22 protein-coding genes and 4 tRNA genes are annotated in these 25,203 nt (G+C 61.9%); 11 read left to right on the top strand and 15 right to left on the bottom strand.

Going from position 1 to position 25,203, the window contains the following annotated elements; all coding sequences use genetic code 11:
• Window positions 1–117: 117 nt before the first annotated feature.
• The 10 genes from rpoB to tuf form a co-directional block, all read right to left on the bottom strand.
• Window positions 118–4,260, bottom strand: a complete 4,143-nt coding sequence (rpoB, locus tag AC1Q6Z_RS25070; RefSeq protein ID WP_435265373.1) for a DNA-directed RNA polymerase subunit beta — start codon at window positions 4,258–4,260, stop codon at window positions 118–120.
• 255 nt (window positions 4,261–4,515) lie between these two features.
• The gene (gene rplL, locus AC1Q6Z_RS25065; protein WP_256121536.1) at window positions 4,516–4,893 is read right to left on the bottom strand and encodes a 50S ribosomal protein L7/L12; all 378 of its coding nucleotides are present in this window, start codon (window positions 4,891–4,893) and stop codon (window positions 4,516–4,518) included.
• Window positions 4,894–4,953: 60 nt separating this feature from the next.
• Entirely contained in the window at window positions 4,954–5,472 is a 519-nt protein-coding gene (rplJ, locus tag AC1Q6Z_RS25060; protein ID WP_256121535.1) for a 50S ribosomal protein L10, read from the bottom strand.
• A 342-nt stretch (window positions 5,473–5,814) separates the two neighbouring features.
• On the bottom strand, window positions 5,815–6,507 hold the full coding sequence (rplA, locus tag AC1Q6Z_RS25055; protein ID WP_256121534.1) for a 50S ribosomal protein L1: 693 nt from the start codon (window positions 6,505–6,507) through the stop codon (window positions 5,815–5,817).
• Between the two features lie 2 nt (window positions 6,508–6,509).
• Window positions 6,510–6,941, bottom strand: coding sequence for a 50S ribosomal protein L11 (gene rplK / locus AC1Q6Z_RS25050; RefSeq protein ID WP_023517311.1), 432 nt, complete (start codon window positions 6,939–6,941; stop codon window positions 6,510–6,512).
• A gap of 206 nt (window positions 6,942–7,147) precedes the next feature.
• Window positions 7,148–7,678, bottom strand: coding sequence for a transcription termination/antitermination protein NusG (gene nusG / locus AC1Q6Z_RS25045; RefSeq protein WP_256121533.1), 531 nt, complete (start codon window positions 7,676–7,678; stop codon window positions 7,148–7,150).
• Window positions 7,679–7,694: 16 nt separating this feature from the next.
• Window positions 7,695–7,895: a preprotein translocase subunit SecE gene (gene secE / locus AC1Q6Z_RS25040; RefSeq protein ID WP_256121532.1), complete on the bottom strand. Its 201-nt coding sequence runs from the start codon at window positions 7,893–7,895 to the stop codon at window positions 7,695–7,697.
• A 194-nt stretch (window positions 7,896–8,089) separates the two neighbouring features.
• Window positions 8,090–8,165 (bottom strand) — tRNA-Trp (locus AC1Q6Z_RS25035).
• A 135-nt stretch (window positions 8,166–8,300) separates the two neighbouring features.
• The gene (locus AC1Q6Z_RS25030; protein ID WP_492649675.1) at window positions 8,301–8,957 is read right to left on the bottom strand and encodes a hypothetical protein; all 657 of its coding nucleotides are present in this window, start codon (window positions 8,955–8,957) and stop codon (window positions 8,301–8,303) included.
• 292 nt (window positions 8,958–9,249) lie between these two features.
• Complete coding sequence (gene tuf, locus AC1Q6Z_RS25025; RefSeq protein WP_435265371.1) at window positions 9,250–10,425, bottom strand: elongation factor Tu; 1,176 nt, start codon at window positions 10,423–10,425, stop codon at window positions 9,250–9,252.
• Window positions 10,426–10,811: 386 nt separating this feature from the next.
• Between tuf and AC1Q6Z_RS25020 the strand changes: the two genes are divergently transcribed.
• Window positions 10,812–11,414 carry a calcium-binding protein gene (locus AC1Q6Z_RS25020; protein ID WP_492649674.1) on the top strand — a complete coding sequence of 201 codons (603 nt, stop codon included), beginning with the start codon at window positions 10,812–10,814 and terminating at the stop codon, window positions 11,412–11,414.
• A 33-nt stretch (window positions 11,415–11,447) separates the two neighbouring features.
• On the top strand, window positions 11,448–12,005 hold the full coding sequence (locus AC1Q6Z_RS25015) for a hypothetical protein (RefSeq protein ID WP_492649673.1): 558 nt from the start codon (window positions 11,448–11,450) through the stop codon (window positions 12,003–12,005).
• Window positions 12,006–12,048: 43 nt separating this feature from the next.
• Here AC1Q6Z_RS25015 and AC1Q6Z_RS25010 read toward each other — a convergent pair.
• Both AC1Q6Z_RS25010 and AC1Q6Z_RS25005 read right to left on the bottom strand, forming a co-directional pair.
• Window positions 12,049–12,122: transfer RNA gene (locus AC1Q6Z_RS25010), tRNA-Gly, on the bottom strand.
• A 25-nt stretch (window positions 12,123–12,147) separates the two neighbouring features.
• Window positions 12,148–12,232, bottom strand: a tRNA-Tyr gene (locus tag AC1Q6Z_RS25005).
• Between the two features lie 202 nt (window positions 12,233–12,434).
• On the opposite strand from AC1Q6Z_RS25005, the gene rlmB reads away from it, so the two are divergent.
• The gene (gene rlmB, locus AC1Q6Z_RS25000; RefSeq protein ID WP_492649672.1) at window positions 12,435–13,310 is read left to right on the top strand and encodes a 23S rRNA (guanosine(2251)-2'-O)-methyltransferase RlmB; all 876 of its coding nucleotides are present in this window, start codon (window positions 12,435–12,437) and stop codon (window positions 13,308–13,310) included.
• A gap of 72 nt (window positions 13,311–13,382) precedes the next feature.
• Here the strand turns inward: rlmB and AC1Q6Z_RS24995 are convergent, their stop codons facing one another.
• The gene (locus tag AC1Q6Z_RS24995) at window positions 13,383–14,006 is read right to left on the bottom strand and encodes an FMN-dependent NADH-azoreductase (RefSeq protein WP_492649671.1); all 624 of its coding nucleotides are present in this window, start codon (window positions 14,004–14,006) and stop codon (window positions 13,383–13,385) included.
• A 131-nt stretch (window positions 14,007–14,137) separates the two neighbouring features.
• Here AC1Q6Z_RS24995 and AC1Q6Z_RS24990 point away from each other — a divergent pair, with 131 nt between their 5' ends.
• From AC1Q6Z_RS24990 to AC1Q6Z_RS24955, 8 genes are all read left to right on the top strand, one after another.
• Complete coding sequence (locus AC1Q6Z_RS24990; RefSeq protein WP_492649670.1) at window positions 14,138–15,085, top strand: LysR family transcriptional regulator; 948 nt, start codon at window positions 14,138–14,140, stop codon at window positions 15,083–15,085.
• A 54-nt stretch (window positions 15,086–15,139) separates the two neighbouring features.
• Window positions 15,140–15,215, top strand: a tRNA-Thr gene (locus AC1Q6Z_RS24985).
• A gap of 409 nt (window positions 15,216–15,624) precedes the next feature.
• Window positions 15,625–17,772: a caspase family protein gene (locus AC1Q6Z_RS24980; protein WP_492649669.1), complete on the top strand. Its 2,148-nt coding sequence runs from the start codon at window positions 15,625–15,627 to the stop codon at window positions 17,770–17,772.
• Complete coding sequence (locus AC1Q6Z_RS24975; RefSeq protein WP_492649668.1) at window positions 17,714–18,679, top strand: hypothetical protein; 966 nt, start codon at window positions 17,714–17,716, stop codon at window positions 18,677–18,679. Before AC1Q6Z_RS24980 ends, AC1Q6Z_RS24975 begins: the two co-directional genes overlap by 59 nt.
• Window positions 18,680–18,856: 177 nt before the next feature.
• Window positions 18,857–19,348, top strand: a complete 492-nt coding sequence (locus AC1Q6Z_RS24970) for a hypothetical protein (protein ID WP_492649667.1) — start codon at window positions 18,857–18,859, stop codon at window positions 19,346–19,348.
• A 114-nt stretch (window positions 19,349–19,462) separates the two neighbouring features.
• Window positions 19,463–19,657 carry a hypothetical protein gene (locus AC1Q6Z_RS24965; RefSeq protein WP_439617109.1) on the top strand — a complete coding sequence of 65 codons (195 nt, stop codon included), beginning with the start codon at window positions 19,463–19,465 and terminating at the stop codon, window positions 19,655–19,657.
• 126 nt (window positions 19,658–19,783) lie between these two features.
• Complete coding sequence (locus tag AC1Q6Z_RS24960; RefSeq protein ID WP_492649666.1) at window positions 19,784–20,557, top strand: NAD kinase; 774 nt, start codon at window positions 19,784–19,786, stop codon at window positions 20,555–20,557.
• A 34-nt stretch (window positions 20,558–20,591) separates the two neighbouring features.
• Window positions 20,592–21,095 carry a hypothetical protein gene (locus AC1Q6Z_RS24955; RefSeq protein ID WP_492649665.1) on the top strand — a complete coding sequence of 168 codons (504 nt, stop codon included), beginning with the start codon at window positions 20,592–20,594 and terminating at the stop codon, window positions 21,093–21,095.
• Between the two features lie 208 nt (window positions 21,096–21,303).
• On the opposite strand, the gene prfB is transcribed toward AC1Q6Z_RS24955, so the two are convergent.
• Window positions 21,304–22,435 (bottom strand): peptide chain release factor 2 gene (gene prfB, locus AC1Q6Z_RS24950; protein ID WP_256119064.1). Its coding sequence is split into 2 segments (ribosomal slippage): window positions 21,304–22,365 and window positions 22,367–22,435, totalling 1,131 coding nucleotides; the frame shifts between segments, so codons are not numbered across the junction.
• Window positions 22,436–22,537: 102 nt separating this feature from the next.
• Window positions 22,538–24,985: a penicillin-binding protein 1A gene (locus AC1Q6Z_RS24945; RefSeq protein WP_435265359.1), complete on the bottom strand. Its 2,448-nt coding sequence runs from the start codon at window positions 24,983–24,985 to the stop codon at window positions 22,538–22,540.
• Window positions 24,986–25,203: the final 218 nt, after the last annotated feature.

Below are 25,203 nucleotides of genomic sequence, written 5' to 3'. Positions count from 1 at the left end.
CAAGCGATTGCGGCGATACCCGGGTGCCGCAAGCCTGCTTGAAACGGATGAGCCGCCCCTGCCCGAGCGGGCGGAGCGGAAACGGTGCGCGCCCTGGAGGCGCGCACCCGATCATGATTATTCCGCGGCGTCCGGAAGCTGGCCGGCTTCGTTGGCTGCGTCGAGCTTGGAGTTCTCGAGTTCGACCGACAGGCCGAGCGAGCGCATTTCCTTGACGAGAACGTTGAAGCTCTCCGGAATGCCCGCTTCGAACGTGTCGTCGCCACGAACGATCGCCTCGTACACCTTGGTGCGGCCCGCGACGTCGTCCGACTTCACGGTCAGCATTTCCTGCAGCGTATAGGCGGCGCCGTAGGCTTCGAGCGCCCAGACCTCCATTTCCCCGAAGCGCTGGCCGCCGAACTGCGCCTTGCCGCCCAGCGGCTGCTGGGTAACGAGCGAGTACGGGCCGATCGAACGGGCGTGGATCTTATCGTCCACAAGGTGGTTCAGCTTCAGCATGTAGATGTAGCCGACGGTCACCTGGCGGTCGAACTGGTCGCCGGTCCGGCCGTCATAGAGCGTCGACTGGCCGGTGACCTTGAGGCCGGCCTGTTCGAGCATCTCGTTGACGTCCTTCTCGACGGCGCCGTCGAAGACGGGGGTCGCGATCGACACACCACGACGGGTCTGTTCCGCGAGGCGGACGATGGACTCGTCGTCATACTGCTTGATCGGCTCGCCCTTCGGGCCGGAACCGATGACGCTGTCGATGACATCGCGCAGCGGCTGGATTTCGGCACCTGCCTTGTAGGCGTCGAGCATCGCGCCGATCTGCTTCCCCATGCCGGCGCAAGCCCAACCGAGATGCGTCTCCAGGATCTGGCCGACGTTCATGCGCGAAGGCACGCCCAGCGGGTTCAGAACGACGTCGACATGCGTGCCGTCTTCCAGGAACGGCATGTCCTCGATCGGAACGATGCGCGAAACCACACCCTTGTTGCCGTGACGGCCGGCCATCTTGTCGCCCGGCTGGATCTTGCGCTTCACAGCGACGAAGACCTTGACCATCTTCATGACGCCCGGGGGCATTTCATCGCCGCGCTGGACCTTTTCGACCTTGTCCATGAAGCGCTGTTCAAGGCGCGACTTGGATTCGTCGTACTGGCCGCGGAGCGCTTCGATCTCGCCCTGAACCTTCTCGTCCTCGACGGCGAACATCCACCACTGCGAGCGAGGATATTCGGAGACGACGGCGTTCGAAAGCTCGGTACCCTTCTTGAAGCTCTTCGGGCCGGCAACGGCGACGTTGCCACGCAGCATGTCGATCAGGCGGCCGTAGACGTTACGGTCGAGGATCGCCTGCTCGTCGTCGCGGTCCTTCGCGAGACGCTCGATCTCTTCGCGCTCGATCGCCATCGCACGTTCGTCCTTCTCCACGCCGTGGCGGTTGAAGACGCGAACTTCGACGACGGTGCCGAAGGTGCCGGGCGGCATGCGCATGGAGGTGTCGCGCACGTCGGAAGCCTTTTCGCCGAAGATGGCGCGCAGAAGCTTTTCTTCCGGCGTCATCGGGCTTTCGCCCTTCGGCGTGATCTTGCCGACGAGGATGTCGCCCGGCTGAACTTCCGCGCCGATGTACACGATACCGGCTTCGTCGAGGTTCTTCAGCGCTTCTTCCGAGACGTTCGGAATGTCGCGCGTGATTTCTTCCGGACCGAGCTTGGTGTCGCGGGCCATGACTTCGAACTCCTCGATATGGATCGAGGTGAAGACGTCATCGCGCACGATGCGTTCGGAAAGGAGGATCGAGTCCTCGTAGTTGTAGCCGTTCCACGGCATGAACGCGACGAGCGCGTTGCGGCCGAGTGCCAGGTCGCCGAGGTCGGTCGACGGACCGTCCGCGATGATGTCGCCCTTGTTCAGAACGTCGCCGACGGTGACCAGCGGGCGCTGGTTGACGCAGGTGTTCTGGTTGGAGCGCTGGAACTTCTGCAGGCGGTAGATATCGACGCCCGACTTCGACGGATCGAGGTCTTCGGTGGCGCGGATAACGATACGGGTCGCGTCGACCTGATCGACGACGCCGCCGCGGCGAGCCGCGATGGCAGCGCCCGAGTCACGGGCAACGACCGGTTCCATGCCGGTGCCGACGAACGGGGCTTCGGCCCGCAGGAGCGGCACGGCCTGACGCTGCATGTTCGAGCCCATGAGCGCGCGGTTCGCGTCGTCGTTCTCAAGGAACGGGATGAGCGCGGCTGCGACCGAAACGAGCTGCTTCGGCGAAACGTCCATCAGGTTGACCGTGTCGCGCGGCGCGAGCATCACTTCGCCCGAGTGACGGCAAACGACGAATTCTTCCACGAACGAACCGTCCGAGGTGAGTTCCGAGTTTGCCTGGGCGACGTAGTACTTCGCTTCTTCCATGGCCGAGAGGTAGACCACTTCGGTCGTGACCTTGCCGTCCGTGATCTTGCGGTACGGGCTTTCGATGAAGCCGTACTTGTTGACGCGGGCGAAGGTTGCGAGCGAGTTGATCAGACCGATGTTCGGGCCTTCCGGCGTTTCGATCGGGCAGATACGGCCGTAGTGGGTCGGGTGAACGTCGCGGACTTCGAAGCCTGCGCGCTCGCGGGTCAGACCACCCGGGCCAAGAGCCGAAAGACGGCGCTTGTGGGTGATTTCCGAAAGCGGGTTCACCTGGTCCATGAACTGGGAGAGCTGCGAGGAACCGAAGAACTCACGAACCGCGGCGGCTGCCGGCTTCGCGTTGATCAGGTCCTGCGGCATCACCGTGTCGATCTCGATCGAGGACATGCGTTCCTTGATCGCGCGCTCCATGCGCAGCAGGCCGAGACGGTACTGGTTCTCCATCAATTCGCCGACCGAACGCACACGGCGGTTGCCGAGGTTGTCGATGTCGTCGATCTCGCCCTTGCCGTCGCGCAGTTCGACCAGCATCCGGACCACGGCCAGGATGTCGTCCTTGCGCAGCGTGCGGACCGTGTCGGCGACGTCGAGGTCGAGGCGCATGTTCATCTTCACGCGGCCGACGGCGGAGAGGTCGTAACGCTCCGCATCGAAGAACAGCGTGTTGAACATGGCTTCGGCCGAATCCATCGTCGGCGGTTCACCCGGGCGCATGACGCGATAGATGTCGAACAGCGCGTCCTGGCGGTTCTCGTTCTTGTCCACGGCCAGCGTCGAGCGGATATAGGCGCCAACGTTGATGTGGTCGATGTCGAGGACCGGGATCTCGTCGAAACCGGCCGACAGGATGACCGGGAGGGTCTTCTCGTCGATTTCGTCGCCGGCTTCGAGGTAGATCTCACCCGTCGAGAAGTTGACGATGTCTTCGGCGAGGTAGTTGCCGTAGAGCTCGTCATCGGTCGCCTTGAGGGCCTTGAGGCCCTTTTCGGAGAGCGTCTTCAGGAGGCGCGGGGTCAGCTTCTTGCCGATTTCCACGACGACTTCGCCGGTGTCGGCGTCCACCATGTCCGAGACGGCCTTCTGGCCTTTCAGCGCGTCCGGATTGAAGGGCACGCGCCAGCCTTCGCCGTCGCGCTGGTAGAACGACTTCGTGTAGAAGGTCGACAGGATTTCTTCACCGTCCATGCCGAGTGCCATGAGCAGCGACGTGACGGGGATCTTGCGGCGGCGGTCGATACGCGCATGCACGATGTCCTTGGCGTCGAACTCGATGTCGAGCCAGGAACCGCGATACGGGATGACGCGGGCAGCGAAGAGCAGCTTGCCGGAAGAGTGGCTCTTGCCCTTGTCGTGGTCGAAGAACACGCCCGGCGAACGGTGCATCTGGGAGACGATGACGCGCTCGGTGCCGTTGACGATGAACGTACCGTTGTCGGTCATGAGCGGCATGTCGCCCATGTAGACGTTCTGTTCCTTGATGTCCTTGATCGACTTCGCGCCTGTATCCTCGTCGATATCGAACACGATGAGGCGCAGCGTCACCTTGAGGGGCGCTGCATAGGTCAGGTCACGCTGGCGGCATTCCTCGACGTCGAACTTCGGCTGTTCGAACTCGTAGGAGACGAATTCGAGCATGGAAGCGCCGGAGAAGTCGGTGATCGGGAAGACCGACTTGAAAACGGACTGGAGGCCCTCGTCCGGACGACCGCCGGCGGGCTCTTCAACCATCAGAAACTGGTCGTAAGATGCTTTCTGAACCTCGATGAGGTTCGGCATGACTGCGACTTCAGGGATTTTACCAAAAAACTTGCGTACGCGCCTACGACCGTTAAACGAAAGGGTCTGAGCCATCGTCGCTCCTTCAAAATTTGCATCCGGGCCTGCAACGGACGGGGTTCGCTGGCCAGTCGATCCCGTCTATCATGGGTTTGTTCAATCTCGTCTTGCCGCCTAAGCCACGGGCCGGATTGCCCGATCGCCTGGGTAGAAGACCATCCTCTTGAAGAACCCATTACCCAAAAGCCGGTTTTCGCGGCTTTTGGGTAATCAGTTCGGAGGAATCATCAATGGGAGAGGGTTTTCACCCTCCCCCATCGCATTCCGGTATTACTTAACGTCGACCTTGGCGCCGGCGTCCTCAAGCTTCTTCTTGAGGTCGGCAGCTTCGCCCTTCGAGACGGCTTCCTTGACAGCCTTCGGAGCGCCTTCGACGAGGTCCTTGGCTTCCTTGAGGCCGAGGCCGGTGATGGCGCGGACTTCCTTGATGACGTTGATCTTGTTGGCGCCGGCCTCAACGAGGATGACGTCGAACTCGGTCTTTTCTTCTTCGACCACAGCAGCAGCAGCGCCACCGCCAGCAGCAGCGACGGCTACCGGTGCAGCAGCCGAAACGCCCCACTTCTCTTCGAGCAGCTTGGAAAGCTCAGCAGCTTCCAGAACGGTCAGCGAGGAGAGGTCTTCTACGATCTTTGCGAGATCAGCCATTGTCATAGTTCCTTATATTCGGTTCGAACTGGTTAGTTTGATTTACAGCGAAAAACCGCCTCAAGCGGCTTCGTCCTTCTTGGCGTAGGCGGCGAACACACGAGCAAGCTGGCTTGCCGGTGCTGCAACGACCGTGGCGACGCGCGTGGCCGGGGCTGCAAGCAGGCCCAGGAGCTTTGCACGAAGCTCGTCGAGCGAAGGCAGGGTCGCAAGCGACTTGACTGCATCAGCGTCGAGTGTGGTCGCACCCATGGCACCACCGAGAACAACGAGCTTGTCGTTGGTCTTGGCGAAATCCATGGCTACCTTGGGAGCAATCATCGGATCATTTGCGTAAGCAATGAGCGTCTGACCCTGGAAGAGATCAGACATCCCTTCCGACTCCGTACCCTGAAGGGCAATTTTGGCCAGGCGGTTCTTCGCGACCTTGACGGTACCGCCCGCAGCACGCATCTTCGTACGAAGATCGTTCATCTGTGCGACGGTGATACCGGCGTAGCGGGCCACGACAACCGAACCGGAAGCCTTGAAGACTTCGTTCAGCTCCGTGACGAATTCGCGTTTTTCCGCTCTTTCCACTGTGCCTATCTCCAGTTGACAGGACCGTGACTTCTCACGGGACCTGCCGGGTTTACCTTTGCCGCCAGGGATCCGCTTCAAAAGGGATCCCGAGCGACGCTCGAGGATCCTGTCCCCCCGCGCTCGACCGGATGGCCGCGACACAAGGTAAGGTAGGTTCGAACCGAATTTCGGCGTCATCCGACGCGGAAGAAATCCAGGTCTCACCCCGTCTCATGCAGGCTAAAGTGATTAAGGGATAACCACCTGCAATCTCGGACAGGAGTTCCGGGTTGCCCCGGAAATCCCCGGCCAGACAAGGCCGGGAATTCTGTTGCGGTTCGGCCGGAGCCGAGCCGTAAATTAGGCGACGGTTGCCGGGTCGATCTTGACGCCCGGGCCCATCGTCGAAGAGATGGCTACGCGCTTGACGTAGTTGCCCTTGGCGCCCGTCGGCTTGGCCTTGATGACCGCGTCGGCGAATGCCTTGATGTTTTCTTCCAGAGCCTTGGCGTCGAAGGAAGCCTTGCCGATGCCGGCGTGGATGATGCCAGCCTTCTCGACGCGGAACTCGACAGCACCGCCCTTGGATGCCTTGACGGCGCCGGTGACGTCCATGGTCACGGTGCCGACCTTCGGGTTCGGCATCATGCCGCGCGGGCCGAGAACCTTACCGAGGCGGCCGACGAGCGGCATCATGTCCGGGGTGGCGATGCAGCGATCGAAATCGATCTTGCCGCCCTGGACGATTTCGACGAGGTCTTCGGCGCCGACGATGTCTGCACCGGCAGCCTTGGCTTCGTCAGCCTTGGCGCCACGTGCGAAGACGGCGACGCGAACGTCACGGCCCGTGCCGTTCGGCAGGTTGACCACGCCGCGGACCATCTGGTCTGCGTGACGCGGGTCGACGCCGAGGTTCATGGCGACTTCGATGGTTTCGTCGAACTTGGCGACGGCACGCTCCTTGACGAGAGCGATGGCGTCGGAGAGGGCGACGAGCTTGGTCGGGTCGATGCCTTCACGGATCTTCTGGAGACGCTTTGCTACCTTGGCCATGATCAACCTACCACTTCCAGGCCCATGGCGCGGGCGGAGCCCTCGACCATTGCCATCGCGCCTTCGATATCGGCGGCGTTGAGATCCTTCATCTTGGCTTCGGCGATCGACTTGATCTGAGCCTTGGTGAGCTTGCCGACGGTGGCACCCTTGCCCGGGGTCTTCGAGCCGGAGGTGATCTTGGCTTCCTTCTTGAGGAAGTAGGTCACCGGGGGCTGCTTCATCACAAATGTGAAGGACTTGTCCTGGTAATAGGTGATGACGACCGGAATCGGCATGCCCTTTTCCATTTCCTGCGTAGCCGCGTTGAACGACTTGCAGAATTCCATGATGTTAATGCCACGCTGACCAAGCGCCGGGCCGATCGGCGGGGACGGGTTTGCCGATCCTGCCTTGACCTGAAGCTTGAGCTGGCCTGCAACTTTCTTAGCCATTTCTCTCTGCCTTTCAGAATGCGACCGGTTTCCCGGTCCATGATGCCGGTCCGAAGACCGGCGGCTGCGGTTGCGTGGTGCGGATTTCTGGCGCCCGGCTTATAAAGGCGACTGTCCTTCCACGCGATCGGCGGAAATCTCCGCCACCAACCCTCTGACGAGGGCCGGATTTCACACAAGCAGCGCCCCGAAGGACGCCGCCGAAATCAGATTTTCTCGACCTGGGCGTATTCCAGCTCGACCGGGGTGGCGCGACCGAAGATCGACACTTCCACCTTGAGGCGCGAACGCTCCTCGTCGACGTCCTGAACGATGCCGTTGAACGACGCGAACGGACCATCGGAAACGCGAACCTGCTCGCCGATCTCGAAGGAGACCGAGGGCTTCGGACGATCGACACCGTCCTGGACCTGCGACAGGATGCGATCAGCCTCGGAATCAGGGATCGGAACCGGCTTGTTGTCGGAACCGAGGAAACCCGTGACCTTCGGCGTATTCTTGATGAGGTGGTATGCCTCGTCCGTCAGGTTCGCCCGCACCATCACGTAGCCCGGGAAGAACTTGCGCTCCGAATCGACCTTGCGGCCGCGACGCACCTCGACGACCTTTTCGGTCGGCACGATGATCTTCTCGAACAGGTGCTCAAGGCCCTTCTGACGCGCCTTGTTCTCGATGTCCTCGGCGACCTTCTTTTCGAAATTCGAATAAGCGTGGACGATGTACCAACGCGCAGCCATGTTCATCTCCAACCAATCAAGCGCTAGCGCTGAGGACGAGGCCGATCAGCCAGCCCATCAACTGGTCAGCAGCAAAGAAGAACACTGCCGCAAGGAAGACCATGACAAAAACCATGATGGTCGAGATCATCGTCTCGCGCCGCGAGGGCCAAGTCACTTTCGCCGTCTCGGAGCGTACCTGCTGCAGAAACGCAATCGGATTCGTTTTCGATGCCATTGAATGTCCACGCCATTACGGCGCGTAAAGCTGAACTATCAGCCCCACGCACCGCGTGTCTGTTTTGCCCTACATAAAGCCCGATTCCCTTTTTAACAAGAGGCAACCGGGCTTTTCGCGAATTTAGACGGTCGAACGCCGTCACGCCATCCCCTCCCCGTCGCTGCAAGTCGTCCGCGCTGTCCGGTTTGGAATGGCAGGGGCAGCAGGGCTCGAACCTGCGACCTGCGGTTTTGGAGACCGCCGCTCTACCAACTGAGCTATACCCCTAGATGCTTGCCGCTCCTGAACGAAACGCCCGTCGCCGGCAAGGCATGGCGTCTTTACGGCGCACGGATCGACTTGGCAAGCCCGAAGACGAGATTTTTTCACAGTTTAACAACGCAGCGCACAGCCTGCCGCCCCTCACCAGGCGAAACGGAGACGCGCCCGGATGGTGCCGGTCAGGCCGGCCTCCTGCCGTCGCACGGACGCGCCGAGATCGAGCCCCTCGAAGACCCTCTGCTCGATGCCGAATTCCGTCCCGATCCGGCGATCACCACTCACGGCCGTGCCGGCTGCGACGAAGGAGGTTCCGGTCGGTAGCGCCTGGAGCTGCGCCTTCTGCACCATGCGCACCGAGCCACGATAGCCGTGCCGCACATTCGCGTCGGCCGACACGGACGGCGTGACCACCACGTCGAAGGAGGGCGACGCCATCCAGCGGCGCGAGACGCCGGCGCTGGCGGAGACACGCCCCGTCAAGGGATTGTAGCCCGCCGTCGCGCTGCGCTCGATGCCGGAATGCCCCTGCCCGCGCAGTTCCGCCCAGAGCCTTGCATTGTCGCGCGTATCGCGTATTCGGCCGGTGGAGGACGTTGTGATGGAGACATCGACGCCCGCGCTCATCTCGGCAGCGGTCGCGGCCTTGGCGCCCATGCGCAGGCGATATGCATAGCTGGAGAGTTTCGCCGGCGACCATATCAAAAGAGAATCATCAGCCTGGGCTTCGGCTGCCGGGAGAATCAAAAGAATCGTCGAAACAGCGAGCGCTGCGCGCGCCGCGCGTGCAAATGCCTTCATGGGAGTGCGGGCCTGTTTCCGGTTGCCGTGATGCGCGCGGCATGACCTCGTGTCCGCCACACGCAGAGGCGCCTCCGCAAGATACCGGATCGAAACGATCCACCGGCGCCGGACCCGGGCGTACAGCGCCCTGGTCGTGTCGCTCGAAGCGACGTGGCAAACCTACCCCCTGGTGCCCGCCGTCTCCATCCCCAGAACTGGCGAGTTATGCCCGGCGGCTAAAACAGTCCATGCAAAAGAAAAAGCCCCGCGGTTTCCCGCGGGGCTATCAATCAGGTCAAAGACCTAAAGCTTACTCGACGATCGAAGCAACGATGCCGGCGCCGACGGTGCGGCCGCCTTCGCGGATCGCGAAGCGCAGCTTTTCTTCCATCGCGATCGGAACGATCAGCTCGACGGCAACCGTGACGTTGTCGCCCGGCATGACCATTTCCGTGCCTTCCGGCAGCGAAACGATGCCCGTCACGTCCGTCGTGCGGAAGTAGAACTGCGGACGGTAGTTCGTGAAGAACGGCGTATGACGGCCGCCTTCTTCCTTCGTCAGGATGTAGGCTTCAGCCATGAACTTCTTGTGCGGCTTGACCGAACCCGGCTTGCACAGGATCTGACCACGCTCGACGCCGTCACGGTTCACACCGCGAACGAGAGCACCGATGTTGTCGCCGGCCTGGCCCTGGTCGAGCAGCTTGCGGAACATTTCAACGCCGGTAACGGTGGTCTTCGAGGTCGGGCGGATGCCGACGATCTCGACTTCTTCACCGACCTTGACGATGCCGCGCTCGACGCGACCCGTCACAACCGTACCGCGGCCCGAGATCGAGAACACGTCTTCGATCGGCATCAGGAACGGCTGGTCGATCGGACGCTCAGGCGTCGGGATGTAGGCGTCGACAGCGGCCATCAGCTCGCGGATCGCGTCTTCACCGATCTTCTTGTCGGAATCTTCGAGAGCGGCCAGAGCCGAACCCTTGACGATCGGAATGTCGTCGCCCGGGAAGTCGTAGGACGACAGCAGTTCGCGCACTTCAAGCTCGACGAGCTCGAGGAGTTCGGCGTCGTCGACCTGGTCGACCTTGTTGAGGAACACGACGATTGCCGGAACGCCGACCTGGCGGGCGAGCAGGATGTGCTCGCGGGTCTGCGGCATCGGGCCGTCAGCAGCCGAGCAGACCAGGATCGCGCCGTCCATCTGGGCAGCACCGGTGATCATGTTCTTGACGTAGTCGGCGTGGCCGGGGCAGTCGACGTGGGCGTAGTGGCGGGCCGGCGTCTCGTATTCGACGTGTGCCGTCGAGATGGTGATGCCACGAGCCTTTTCTTCCGGAGCGGCGTCGATCTGGTCATACGCCTTGTATTCGCCGAAATACTTCGTGATCGCGGCCGTCAGCGACGTCTTGCCATGGTCGACGTGGCCGATCGTGCCGATGTTTACGTGAGGCTTGTTGCGCTCAAACTTGCTCTTTGCCATCTCTTTATTTCCTACTGAACGAAAGTTGGGCTAACCGGCCCGTCCGGTTTGGCAGGCGTTTAAGGCTTTCGCAACGAATGCGCAAGCGCTAAATGCACGGGAAAATCTGCCGGAAACGGGCTTGGGTGAGCCGGATAGCCGTTAGATCGTGACGCTGAATCGCTTTTTCAAGGCAGGGCCTTAGGCCGCATGCCCGTTCCCCGTCCGATGCGACGCGGGTCCGATTCGCTCCGCGGTCGCCTCCCGCCTGCGATCCGCGCAGCGACCTACCCAGCGTTACAGCGACTACGCCGAACGGATGCGGCAAATATCCCCTTGCTCAGGTACGCCCCTGCATAGCGCGCGCTAAAGTCGATCGCTTATTTTCCAATCAGCGGGAGGACATAATGGCGATGATCTGGGGCGAAACTCTCGAAGTTGTCAGAGCCAAAGGCAAAAATATTAAAGGCACAGAGGAAGCCGACGACCTGAAGGGCGGCGAAAATAACGATACCATCCGAGGCCTGGACGGCGACGATGTCTTGAAGGGTAAAGGTGGAAACGACATCATCGACGGCGGCAAGGGCCATGACAAACTCAGGGGCGATGACGGCAACGACAAGCTGGCCGGCGGCGCTGGCAGGGACAAGGTCGAGGGCGGAGCAGGCAAAGATGTTGTCTCAGGCAATGCCGGAAACGACAAACTGTTCGGCGACAAGGGAGCCGACACCCTGTCGGGCGGAAGCGGCGATGACGCTCTCAGGGGCGGTCAGGGCAACGATGAGCTATCCGGCGGCGCGGGCGTCGACACCTTTGTGTTCGGCAAGAAGGAAGGCAATGACGTGATCCGTGATTTCAAAGACGGAACGGATTTGATCGACCTGCGCGAGCAGACTTTTAAGGTCAGCGAAGACAAAAACGGCTTTGCGGTGCTGGAACTCTCGGGCGGCGGCACCGTAACGCTGAAAGGCATCGACATGAACGATGTGGACCCAGACTGGTTTCTCTAGGCAGAAGCCGCGCACTCAGCCTGGGAGGTCGCCATGCAAGCCCATTTGCTTTCCGCCTTGAAAAGAGCGCCTCCCCACAGCGCCTGTCGCATCATCGGCCTTTTGGCGATGATCGCGACAACGCCGATCCTTGCGCAGGATTTCGATGCGAGTGGGCCGACAGGCCCGCGGTCAGGCCAGGAAGACGCGCAGAAGGAAATCAACCGGTTGCACGCCATCATCCGGGAACTCGAAAGCGAGATTTCCAAACTGCGCAACGAGACCACGGAGAAGCAGACTTCGGCCGGCAAGAGCGACCTGATCGGCACCTGGCTCGGCAACGTCTCCTGCGGCCGGCGCCAGTTCACCATCACCTTTTCCGTCGACGAGCAGTTCGGCCGGGTCGGCAAGGGCAAATGGGCCTATAGCGGCGCCGCCAGGGGCACGGACGAGGCGCAGATCAGCCCGATGGCGACGGAGGACGGCCCGAATTCCTACGCCCTCGTCACCGCGCGGTCGGATACCTACGACTATGTCGTCCAGATCGACGGAAACACCATCACCGGCAAGGCCAACAACCAGAAATGCCAGATCTACCTGGAGCGCGGGTAGGCATCGAGTCCGCGAGCAAACATTATAAAAGACGGGAAAATATTGGAGCGGGTAGCGGGAATCGAACCCGCGTATTCAGCTTGGAAGGCTGCTGCTCTACCATTGAGCTATACCCGCGGGGGTCTTGATCCATCTGACAGAATGGTGGAGGGAGTTGGATTTGAACCAACGTAGGCTGAGCCAACGGATTTACAGTCCGTCCCCTTTAACCACTCGGGCATCCCTCCATATTCCGTCGGGATCAAGCGACCAGTTCGACCGGCGGGCAGTGCCTCGCGGCGGTGCCTTCGATCTGGCGGGGTATATGACGGGCGCAATTCATCCTGTCAACACGACGTCACGGAAAAAATTACGAAAAATCGCATCGTCCCCAGGCTGCGTCCGGGCTGCGCCATTTGCGCGCCGTCCCTCCCCAGCCTATAAGACCGCATGAGCAAAGACGATACCGGCGGCAAGTCCGCGAAAGACACCCATTACGCCAATCTGCGCCGGGCGCACCGCGACCAGCGGCGCGAGCGCGGCGAAATCCCGACGCCGAAGGACGACCGCCGCCGCAAGCCCGCCGACGGCTGGAAGGCACCGGCGCTCGCCCCCGACCAGGTCCATCTCTACGGCCTGCACACGGTGCGCGCCGCCCTCGACAATCCCGAGCGGAAGATCATCAAGCTTTCGGTGAGCCTGAACGCCGCCCAGCGGCTGGAGCTGCCGGATTTCTCCACCCTGCCCTACCCGGTCGAGACCGTGCTTCCTTCCGATCTCGACAAGGTGCTCGGCCCGGAAGCCATCCACCAAGGCGTGATGCTGGAAACGCGGCCGCTGCCCGCCCGCCGGCTGGAGGCGCTGAAGGACAGCCCGCTGCTGCTGGTGCTCGACCAGGTGACAGACCCGCACAATGTCGGCGCCATCATGCGCTCCGCCGTCGCCTTCGATGCCGGCGCCGTCATCACGACGCAGCGCCATTCGCCGACCGAATCGGGCGTACTGGCCAAGACGGCGTCGGGCGCGCTGGAACTTATTCCCTATATCCAGGTCACCAACCTGGCCGATGCGCTGGAAGAGTTGCACAAACTCGGCTTCCTGACGATCGGCCTCGATTCGGAAGGACCGGAACCGCTTGAAGGCGCATTGTCCGGCGAGCGCATCGCGCTGGTCATGGGCTCGGAGGGCAAGGGACTGCGCCAGAAGACGCGCGCCACCTGCAAGATACTCGCCCGCCTCGATATGCCCGGCGCGATCAAATCGCTCAACGTCTCGAACGCGGCAGCGATCGCGCTCTACGCCACGCAGCGCCACCTCCTCAGCTAAGCGATCATCCGACACGCAAAAAAGGCCCGCCGGTCTTCACCGGCGGGCCTTTTGTATGGGGAAGCGTGACGCTTAGCCGACGAGCCGCAGCTTGACGCCGCCGGAAATCGTGCGTTCGGCTTCGGAAATCGCTTCGATCTTCGAATCGGGGCTGAGGTTCAGGCCTTCCGCGCGGACGATCTCGATATCGGTGACGCCGAGGAAGCCGAGCACAGTCTTCAGGTAGCTTTCCTGATGGTCCATCACGGCCGCCGGGCCGGCGCTGTAGTGTCCACCACGCGTGGAGACGATGATCACTTTCTTGCCCCCGGCAAGGCCCTTCGGACCCTCTGCGCTGTAGCTGAAGGTCTTTCCTGAGACGGCGATGCGATCGATCCAGGCCTTGAGCTGGCTCGGCAGGGAGAAGTTGTACATCGGCACGCCGAGGACGATCGTGTCGGCGGCGAGGAATTCTTCGAGCACGGCGGCACTCTCGGCAACGTCAGCGGCGATCTGGGCGTCGACATCTTCCGGCTTGGCGTTGGCGGCCATCAGGTGGGCGCCGGAAAGATGCGGCAGCGGGCTGGCGACGAGGTCGCGATAGGTGATGGCGGCATCCGACTGCTCGGCCTTGATCTGGGCTGCGACGGCAGCGGTCAGGCGGCGGGATACGGAATGATCTCCGAGAATGCCGGAGTCGATATGGAGGACGTTCATGGTTCAGCACCTTTGTTCGGTTTGGGTGCAAAACATATGTTCTGAAAACAATCGCGTGATTAGACGGCAAAAATCCAATTGACCGTTTCAAATAGGAAACAATAATAGGCGCAATCATTGGAGATGGCACCATGCAGGACCTGAACGACCTCGCGCTCTACGCCGCCGTCGTGCGGCACAAGGGCTTTACCGCGGCGGCGAATGCGCTCTCCGTGCCGAAGTCGAAGATCAGCAAGCGCATCGCGGCCCTTGAGGAGCAGCTCGGCGTGCGCCTCATCGAACGCTCCACCCGCAAGCTCAGCATCACCGATGTCGGCCAATCTTTCTACGAGCGCTGCGAGGCGGTGCTGTCCGGCGTCGAGGCGGCCGAGGCCGTCGTCGCCGTCGCCAAGGCGGAGCCGGCCGGCACCGTGCGCTTGTCGATGCCGCCGGGCTTCGCGCCGATGGTCGCCGACGTGCTGCCGAGCTTCATGAAGCGTTATCCGCAGGTGCGCCTCTCCATACTCACCACCGGCCGCCCGGTCGATCTCATCGAGGAGCGCATCGACATCGCGTTACGCGTGCGCGACGGCTACGACACCGACCAGTCGCTGGTGGTGCGACGCTTCGGTGGCACGCGGCGCTATCTCGCGGCCAGTCCGCGGTTCCTGGAGCGCCACGGACCGATCGATTTCGACACGATCGCCCGCGTGCCGACGCTGTCCATGCAGGAAAACTCCCCGCGCGCCATCTGGACGCTCATTCATGCCAACGGCGACGTGCGCGACATCTCCCATTCGCCGGTGCTGCTCTGCTCGGATTTCAGCGTTCTGGAGCGCGCGACGATCGAGGGCGTCGGTCTCGGCATGCTGCCGGACATGCTGGTGGAGCGCGGTTTTCGCAGCGGCGTGCTGACGCCGGTGCTGCCGGAGTGGTCGAGCGCCGAATCGACCGTGCACGCCGTCTTCACCTCCCGCCACGGCATGCTGCCGGCCGTGCGCGCGCTCATCGACCACCTCGCGGAAAACCTGCCGCGCTCCATGCTGCGCTGCCAGGAAATCGTGCCAAGAGCCGCCACCGACAGCAACTGGTCGATCTGACCCTGGCCTTTTTGCTTTACAGCCGCGGAAAATATGCTAACTCCCTCGCAGAGTGCCCTTATAGCTCAGTTGGTAGAGCACCTGATTTGTAATCAGGGGGTCCCGGGTTCGAGTCCTGGTGGGGGCACCACTTATTCTCCAAGCACTTAGCCGTTGAACCGGCGTGAAAACCTTTTCGCTTTGCGGCACTCGTGATGAACCCGCGATTGATGATCGTCGGTAATCTGCTGCACGTGTTGCCCAAGCCGTTGCGCGAAAACAGAGCCTCCTGAGGTAGACACTACCTCAAATAGTGAGCTTGCCGCGCAAAAGGAACGCATTATCGTGAAGTCAGATCGATCATCGCGGATTGACCCGGACTGGTTGACTGCGAAGGTCTGGAGCATACGCCAAAGCACAGCGTAACCTGTGAGCCGTTCCTCAAATCTTATCCAAAAAGAGGCCCTCGGCCTCGGCATGCTCAGCGTCCCGATGGCCAAACGGCGGCGGTGCATCGCAGCGTACCAATGGCGGCAAACGAACCCGGAGGAGTGCAGGTAATGGCGAAGAGCGGCCTTGTCAGTTCAATTGGCTTCCTCTTCCTTGTCCTTCTCTCATGGCCAAGTGCCAGTGCGGCGGCCGATCTTCCGGTGCTCGTCGCCGACACCTGCACGGAAATTCCTGCCTCCGTGGACGTAGAGCCAAAGCGTGTTGCGCTCGTGATCGGCAATTCGGCCTATATAGGCGGGATACCGGCACTCAGAAACCCCGGCAACGACGCAAACGGTGTCGTCTCGGCACTTCACAAGCTCGGTTTTTCCATCTTCGCATTGGCGGACGGAACGGGAAACGTCATGCGGGACTGCATCGCGCGTGCGAAAACGGCAATCTCTGAGGACGCTATCGCCATCATCTACTATTCCGGTCACGGCATCCAAGTCGACGACCGCAACTACATGATCGCGACCGATGCGGCCGCGGACGGCACGCTTTCGGACGCTTATGTCTATATCGACGATGTCATCGACGCCGTGAAAGAGAACGCGGCATCTGTCATGGTGTTTCTTGATGCCTGCCGCAACAACCCGTTCGCGCCGGAAGACGCAGAGGGACTGTCTGTCTCCACCGGGCGTAGCCTCGAGCGCGGTCTGAAGAAAGTGACCTCGAACGACACCCAGGCCCGCCAGCAGGCAAAGGGGATTTTTGTCGCCTACTCGACCTCTCCCAACGCAATCGCTACCGACGGCACCGGCAGCATGAGCCCGTTCACCGAGGCATTTGTGGCCTCGGTCGGCAAGCCCGGTTATTCCGTCCAACGGGCGCTGAGCGAGGTCTCCAAGAGTGTTGGGGAAGCGACGGATTGGTCACAGACGCCCTGGATCAAATCTTCTTTGACGGCCGAGATCATGTTGAACGGCGGACTGACGGAAGAGCAAGCGGTGACCCTGTCCGACAAGCACGCCGGCGAATCCCACCGCCTGCTCTCCTCCGGCGACGTGCCAGGCGCGATCTCCGAGGCTCTCAAGGGCCTGCCGCTCCCACTCCCCGCCGATGCGGAAACAAGGTTTGCCAAAGCGCATCTCGCTCTGGTGGCCGCGACGCGTTCGACGAGCTACCGATTGGGACCAACCGAAGGGGGATGGACCCCAAGCGGCTATTCCCCGATCACAAACCGTGTCGTGGGCAGCGCATGGGGTGAGGTGCGCACCCTGTCGCTCTGGGATACGGGCAAGGGTATCAAGATTGCCGATCTCGCGTCTATCAATCAGAACAGTCCGGACTTCAACGCGTCGCTCTCCCCGGATGGCCAACGCATAGTGGCCCATGTCAGCCCCGGTCAGGTGATCGTTGTGGACGCCCTTTCGGGAGTCACTCTGCGAACGATCACGCTGCCGGGGGTTGGCGATCCGGACAACCAGCTCGCGTCGCTGCACTTCGGCCCGGACAGCCGAACGCTGGTCGCCCTCTCCTCTCATCTGAAGGATTTTGCGTATCAGTCTGCGGTACAGATCTGGAATATGGAGACCGGACAGCAACTCAAGAGTTTTGCTTTTAAGGACATATTCGCCGGCAACCCTGCTCTCTCGCAAAATGGCTGCTATGCGGCCGACGCAAATGTCGACCTTCGCGTTTCCGCCATTGCCTTCCTCTGTACCTTCAATACCACCAGGATAGACGGCAAAGAGCCGATGGTCATGATCTTCGGCAAGATCGATCTGCATTCGGGCACATTGGTGTCATATGGCCAACTGCCCACCGGAGGCCAGGAACAGCTGGGGGATTTTAGGTTTCGGGACGATGCGAACAGAATTGTTGCCCAGCACTACACGGACAGCATTTATAGCCGCGTCCTTCTCAACACAGAGACTGGCAAACTCGTCGGAGAGCGCGTGCCGGCAATCATGTTCTCGACGTCCTATTCACCCGACGGAAGCAGGTTCTTCGGGGGCGAAGGGAACAGGATCGAATTCTATTCCGCCGACACCGGCGAGCACGTCGGTGGGCTCGATGGCACCACGGGAGGTTTTATCTATCCCGCTGTCTTCTCTGCGAACGGAGTGCTTCTCGGCCAGCAATTCGCAACCGGGGACGTTTGGTGGGTGCCTCCGAAGGGCGCGGATTTGGTAGCTGCGGCGCTCGCCCGTCTGGATGACGCCGGGCGCGGGCGTAAGATGGCGCAAAGTCTGGCATTCAAGGTTTCGGATTGACGGCCTCTTCAAAGGATGCCGCCACGATGCCGAAAGCGGCTCCCCTTCCAAAGCACCTTTAAATTGTCTAGGCTCTCCTTCTCTGGACGGAGGGGCGATGTTTCAGTTTTTCAGGTCACGCAAGGTTGTGACGCCCGCCTCGCCTGTGCGGGTTCCAACTCCCGCTAAAGTGACAATGCCGCCCGAGGGCGTCACGCTTGAGATTGCCGAAACAGCGACCCTTAAAAGCAAGCTGATCATCGCGGGCGAAGGCCATGTGATCACGATCGGCGCCGGGTCGCGTGTGCGCGGCTCGATCCGCCTCAAGGGTCGCAACCACCGCATCACGATTGGGCAGGATGTCGACCTGAACGACCACATCACCATGCGCGGCCAAGACAATCGGATCACAATCGGCAACAAGGTGGCGATTGGCGGCGACATGACGATCACAGGCACCGGCAAGTCGATCGATATCGGCAACGGTACGGTTGCACGCGACACATATATTCTCTGTCATGAGGAGCAATATGTCCGAATAGGCCGCGCATGCCTGTTCTCGCGTAACGTCGAAATCCGCACGACCGATGCCCATGCCCTGATTTGCCGCGAAACCGGCGAGCGCCTCAACCCATCGCAGCCCATCGAGATCGGTGATCACGTCTGGCTGGGCGTCGGCGTGCTGGTCAGCAAGGGCGCGAAGATCGCCGAGGATAACGTCGTGGGCGCCAAGTCCTTCGTCGCCAAGCCATTCCTCGAAAGCGGAACGGTCATTGCCGGCGTCCCGGCCAAGGTCGTCAAGCGCGGCGTGACATGGCAGCGGGACACCAGGGAAAAATACGATCCCGACGAACTCGACGGATGGCGGGCGCTGGCCATTCCCCTTTCCCTTTATCTCTCTTCGGGATTGCTTCCCTTCGTCGTCTAATCCGGCACCCCCAGAACGATCAGCACGCCTTTGCGCCGCTGGATATGCTGCGCGCCACCGACCTGATCCCCGCAACGTAAAGACGAAACTATGATTGAAGGTTGTCGTCGAACACCGCTATGCACGTGCTCCATCCTCACCTAGAAATCCGTGTGAGGCCACGCAAAGGAGAGCGCGATGGGCAATTGGAGGTCGACGGGAGGGAAGGATACGCTTCTGGATGCCCGGCTGAATACGGGGAGCTGGAACGGGAAGCCGATCTACATTCATGTTACATCGCAGGAAGGGCATACCGGCATCGATACGGCCGGCAAGATCAATGCCACGCCGAAGAAGGACCGGAGAGGACCGGCGGCCAAGAACGGCATATATCTCAATCCGGTCCAGCAGACGTTTTGCCCGAGCGAAGCCTTCACCCTGCTTTTCTTCGAGGAAGAGAAATACCGCAACAGCGCAACCCATTGCTTCGTCTTCTCATTCCTGAAGCAACCGGGCGCCAGTTCCTTCAAGGAAGATGACATATCCAACGGCAGTTGGGTGAAGGAGCTGATCTACTTCGACAACATCACCTATTCGCAAATCGACATCCTGTATAAAGGCCCAAATCCCTTTGCCGCCCTGCGGCTCCAGAATCACCCGAACCCCAAGGTTCAAGCGGCATTCGGCTGACGCTTTACGGGGTTTCTTGCCGCGCCGGGCGGACTGGCCTATAGGCGTTCATGACAAGGCCGGTGCCGCCCCAAGGTTGGCAGCGGCGCAGAAGCATTTTGCGGAGGTATGGACGTGGCGGCAGGTAAGGACGCGATTTCGAAGGTGACGGTCGAAAAGCGCATCGACGGAAAGTACTTCTTCACGCTCACCTTCCGCGGCGTCACCTATCCGGTCAAGGGTCCGTTCGCCAATCCGATGCTGGCGGCTGCCGCCGGCCAGGCCACGCTCAAGGCGATGGAAGCGCGGGCCGGAGCGCCCAAGGCCTGACGGCCACGCCCGTTACAGCGACACTGTCATATTTTTCAGATGCGCATGCCGTAAAGGCATGCGACAAAGACCGGCCCTGCGCGCCTGGCGCGCTCAAGGCTTCTCTAAAGGATGCGGATAGGCGGCATGGCGCGTAATTTCAATTCCCTCTCCTTCGTCGCCTCGCAGGCGCCCGAAGCGCAGGAAGCGCGCGATGAGCTGGTGTCGATCTATGGCAATGCCGACCCGGAGGAGTCCGATGTCATCGTGGCGCTCGGCGGCGACGGCTTCATGCTGCAGACGCTGCACACGACGATGAACACCGGCAAGCGGGTCTACGGCATGAACCGCGGCTCCATCGGCTTCCTGATGAACCGCTACGACCCGAAGGATCTGCTCGACCGTATCGAGGGTGCGGCGGAAAACGCCTTCCGGCCGCTGGAAATGATCACCAACGACGCGAGCGGTCTTGAGCGCCGGGCGCTGGCGATCAACGAGGTCTACCTGTTTCGCCAATCCTACCAGGCGGCGAAGCTGCGGGTCAGCGTCGACGGGCGGGTGCGGCTGGAGGAGTTGATCTGCGACGGGCTGCTGCTGGCGACGCCGGCCGGCTCGACGGCCTACAACCTTTCCGCCCATGGTCCCATCCTGCCGCTGGAGGCGCCGCTGCTGGCGCTCACGCCCGTCAGCCCTTTCCGGCCCCGCCGCTGGCGCGGTGCGCTGCTGCCCAACAAGGTAACGGTCGACATCCAGGTGCTGGAGGCGGAGAAGCGGCCGGTCAATGCGGTGGCCGACAATACCGAGGTGAAATCGGTGACTTCGGTGCGCATCGCCGAATCGGCCGGCCTTTCCGCACGCATTCTGTCCGATCCGGATCATTCCTGGTCCGACCGGATTCTTGCCGAACAGTTCGATTATTGACACTGTTACCCAGCTTCGGGACAGGAGTTTTGCCATGACGCGGCACGCACTTGCCACCGCCCTCACCCTGCTGTTTCTCGCCGGAGCGCCTGCCTGGGCGGAAGGCGAACCGCCGGTCGCGGAAACCATCACCTTCGTTGTCAGCACCGGTTTCTGGGAAGAGCCTGCGGAGGATACGGAAGAGGACGCTGCCAAGCAGGACACCGCCGATGCGGCCAAACTGGCCGAGATGCGCCGCGGCTATTACAAGCTGATCGCCGTGCGCCAGCCGGACGGCACGGCCGAGGTCCATCTCCAGCAGATCGAGGCGACCGCGGCCGGCCCGAAGATCGCGTCCTCGACGGTGCTGGAGGAGTTTTCCGCGATGAAACCCTATGTGACGGACATAAGGCCGGAAAATTCGACAGGGATCACCACCCAGCCGGGCCTCTTCGCCACCGTCTACCTGAAGACTGACCCGAAGGCCGCCGAGCCGGAAAGCTGGACGGTGCTGATCGACGATCTCGGCGACATCAAGATCGAGCGGGCCACCAACTGAAAACGGGCGCCGAGGCACCGGCTTATTGTGATGGTGACCTCTCCTCCCCACCGTCATCCTCGGGCTTGACCCGAGGATCCACGCCCCATGGCACACCCTGAATTTGTGATGTGGATCCTCGGGTCAAGCCCGAGGATGACGGTGGGTGGTTTAGGCGACCAAAAAACGGGCGCCGAGGCGCCCGTTCTTATCTCATTTTCTGAAGTGCTTAGTTCAGGTCGTCCACGACCGCATCGGCGCCGCCGTTCACGCGGTGGGCAAGGGCCGCCTCCATGAACTCGTTGAGTTCGCCGTCGAGCACGTCCGAAGGCGCCGTGCTTTCGACGCCGGTGCGCAGGTCCTTGACCAGCTGGTAGGGCTGCAGCACGTAGGAGCGGATCTGGTGGCCCCAGCCGATATCCGACTTGGAGGCGGCTTCGGCGTTGGCGGCCTCTTCGCGCTTCTTCAGCTCGGCCTCGTACATGCGGGCGCGCAGCATGTCCCACGCCTTGGCGCGGTTCTTGTGCTGCGAGCGCTCCTGCTGGCAGGCCACCACGATGCCGGTCGGGATGTGCGTGATGCGCACGGCCGAATCGGTCGTGTTGACGTGCTGGCCGCCGGCGCCCGACGAGCGATAGGTGTCGATGCGGCAGTCGCTCTCGTTGATCTCGATGACGATCGAGTCGTCGATGACCGGATAGACCCAGATCGACGAGAACGAGGTGTGGCGGCGCGCATTGCTGTCATAGGGCGAGATGCGGACCAGGCGGTGCACGCCCGATTCAGTCTTCAGCCAGCCATAGGCATTGTGGCCCTTGACGAGCAGCGTCGCGGACTTGATGCCCGCCTCTTCACCGTCATGGACTTCCAGCAGCTCCACCTTGTAGCCCGAACGCTCGGCCCAGCGCGTGTACATGCGCAAGAGCATGTTCGCCCAGTCCTGGCTTTCCGTGCCGCCGGCGCCGGAATGCACTTCGAGATAGGTGTCGTTGCCGTCGGCCTCGCCGGAGAGCATGGCTTCGACCTGCTTGCGCGCGGCCTCGTTGCGGACAGCCTTGAGCGTGTCTTCGGCTTCCTTGACGATCGCCGCGTCGCCCTCTTCCTCACCGAGCTCGATGAGTTCGATATTGTCCTTGAGCTGCTGCTCGATGAGCTTCACGGCATTGATGCCTTCGTCCAGCTGCTGGCGCTCGCGCATCAGCTTCTGGGCTTCCTGGGCATCGTTCCAGAGGTTGGGGTCCTCTGCTTTGTTGTTCAACCAGTCCAGTCGTCTTACCGCCTGATCCCAGTCAAAGATGCCTCCTCAGCAGGCTTATGGCCTGCTTGATTTCGTCGACGACGTTCTCGATTTCCGCGCGCATGTCCGCCTTCTTCTTCGATGCTAATTCGGTGGCCGTGAAATAGAGAGGGCGGGCGCGGATGTAAAGCCCCGCGCCCGCCCTCGCAAAGGGATCAGCCGTGGATCAAAACAGGCCGCCGCTGCCGCCGGTCACCGCCTGGTTGGCCTGCGGCGAGTTCTTCAGGATCTCTTCGGGGCTCGCGAATTCCTCGCCGCCGATGACCGAGAAGACGTCGGCCGGGCCGGTGCCGGGCTTGAAGGCTTCCATGATGGTGTCCGGCTGGCCTTCGGAGGCCTGCATGCCGGTCTTGCGGTTGACCGCGATGAACTGCATGCCTTCCGGCACGATGAACTTCGTCGGGCGCGTGCCTTCGAGGGCTGCGGTCATGAATTCGTTGAAGATCGGCGCCGAAAGCGAGCCGCCGGTGGCGCCGCGGCCGAGCGGTGCGGGGTTGTCGAAGCCGATATAGAGGCCGGCCACGAGGTCCGGCGTGTAGCCGACGAACCAGGCGTCCTTCTCGTCGTTTGTCGTGCCGGTCTTGCCGGCGGTCGGGCGATCGAGCTTGATCTTGCCGGCGGCGGTGCCGCGCGTGACGACGCCTTCCATCATCGAGGTGATCTGGTAGGCGGTCATCGGGTCGAGCACCTGCTCGCGATTGTCGACCAGCGTCGGCTCGTCCTGCTTCTCCCAGTCGTTGGCGTTGCAGTTCTCGCAGGTGCGCTCTTCGTGGCGGAAGATCGTCTTGCCGTAGCGGTCCTGGATACGGTCGATCAGCGAGGGCTTGATCTGCTTGCCGCCGTTGGCGAGCACGGAATAGGCCGAGACCATGCGCAGCACGGTCGTCTCGCCGGAGCCGAGCGACATGGAGAGCACCGGATACATCTTGTCATAGATGCCGAAGCGCTCGGCATATTCGGCCACGAGGTTCATGCCCATGTCGTTGGCGAGCCGCACGGTCATTAGGTTGCGCGAGCGCTCGATGCCGAGGCGCAGCGTCGAGGGGCCGGCAGAACCGCCACCGTAGTTCTGCGGGCGCCAGACCTGACCGCCGGCGACGATCTCGATCGGCGCGTCCATGATGACGGAGGCGGGCGTATAGCCGTTGTCGAGCGCCGCCGCGTAGACGAAGGGCTTGAAGGACGAACCCGGCTGGCGCATCGCCTGCGTCGCGCGGTTGAATTCCGACTGCGCATAGGAGAAGCCGCCGACCATGGCGAGCACGCGGCCGGTATGCGGGTCCATGGCGACGAGGCCGCCCTGCACCTTCGGCGGCTGGCGTAGGCGATAGCCGCCGCCTTCCGTCGGTTCGACATAGACCACGTCGCCCACCGTGAAGACGCCGGCCGGCGATTTCGCCGTCTTGCGGTCGCCCTTGGCCGAACGATAGGCCCATTTCATGTTGTCGGCCTCGATCCGGCCGGTCACGCGCTCCTCGACGACCTTGCCGGAAGCGTCCTTGCTCGGCTGGAGGCCGATATCGGCGCCGCCGTCATCGACGGCCAGCACGACGGCCAGCTTCCATTCCGGCACATCGGCAAAGGCGTCCACCTTGGCAAGCTCGATGCCCCAGTCCCCGCCGATCTCGATCGTCTTGATCGGGCCGTGGAAGCCGCGGCGTTCGTCATAGGTCAAAAGGCCATGCTGCAAAGCCTTGCGGGCCGCGACCTGGATGCGTGGATCGAGCGAGGTGCGCACCGAAAGACCACCCTCGTACAGCGCATTGTCGCCGTAGCGCTCAATGATCTGGCGGCGGACCTCTTCCGAGAAATATTCAGAGGCGAAGAGATAGGAACCGCGATGGCGCGGCGTCACGCCGAGCGGCTGAGCCTTGGCTTCCGCGCCGTCGCTCTGGGTGACGTAGCCGTTCTCGACCATGCGGTCGATGACCCAGTTGCGGCGCTCGATGGCGGCTTCGGTGCGGCGGAAGGGATGGTAGTTCGACGGACCCTTCGGCAGGGCCGCGAGATAGGCGGTCTCGGCGATTGTCAGCTCGGTTACCGACTTGTCGAAATAGGTGAGTGCCGCGCCGGCGATGCCGTAGGAATTCAGGCCGAAGAAGATCTCGTTCAGGTAGAGTTCGAGGATGCGGTCCTTCGAATAGGCCTGCTCGATGCGGAAGGAGAGGATCGCTTCCTTGACCTTGCGGTCGATCGTCTGGTCGGAGGAAAGCAGGAAGTTCTTGGCGACCTGCTGGGTGATCGTCGAGGCGCCCACCGGGCGGCGGCCCGAGCCCATGTTCTGGACGTTGACGACGATCGCGCGGAACAGGCCCGTCACGTCGACGCCGGGATGCTGGTAGAAGTTCTTGTCTTCGGCCGACAGGAAGGCCGCCTTCACGCGATCCGGGATGGCCTGGATCGGCAGGTAGAGGCGGCGTTCGCGGGCATATTCGGCCATCAGCGCGCCGTTGCCGGCATGCATGCGCGTCGTCACCGGCGGCGCATAGCTGTTCAACACCTCATAATCGGGAAGATCCTTGGTGACACTTCCGAGATAGAGCGCGACCACGGCCGCCAGGCCGAGGAAGAAGACGGCGCCAATCCCGAAGAAATATCCAATCAGTCTGATCATGAGCCAGTTACCGATGCCTTATGTCTTAAATTTCATCGGGCAGACCCGCTGCCCGGCCTTGCGCCGCTCAGTCTTCCAGTCGAAGACGAGTCGCCCCCATTTTCTCGCTCCCGTCTAGCGATCGGAATGTGAGGAAAATAGGGCTTACAGCATGCATCCCGGCTTCGCCACCGCACAATGGCGGCCTCTGTCACTTTTCCGGCACAGGAACACTAACA

The sequence above is a fragment of the Shinella sp. GW835-FHT14H05 genome, assembly GCF_058793575.1.
Note: the sequence above shows the minus strand (reverse complement) of the source record. Positions and strands in the feature narration are given on the sequence as shown.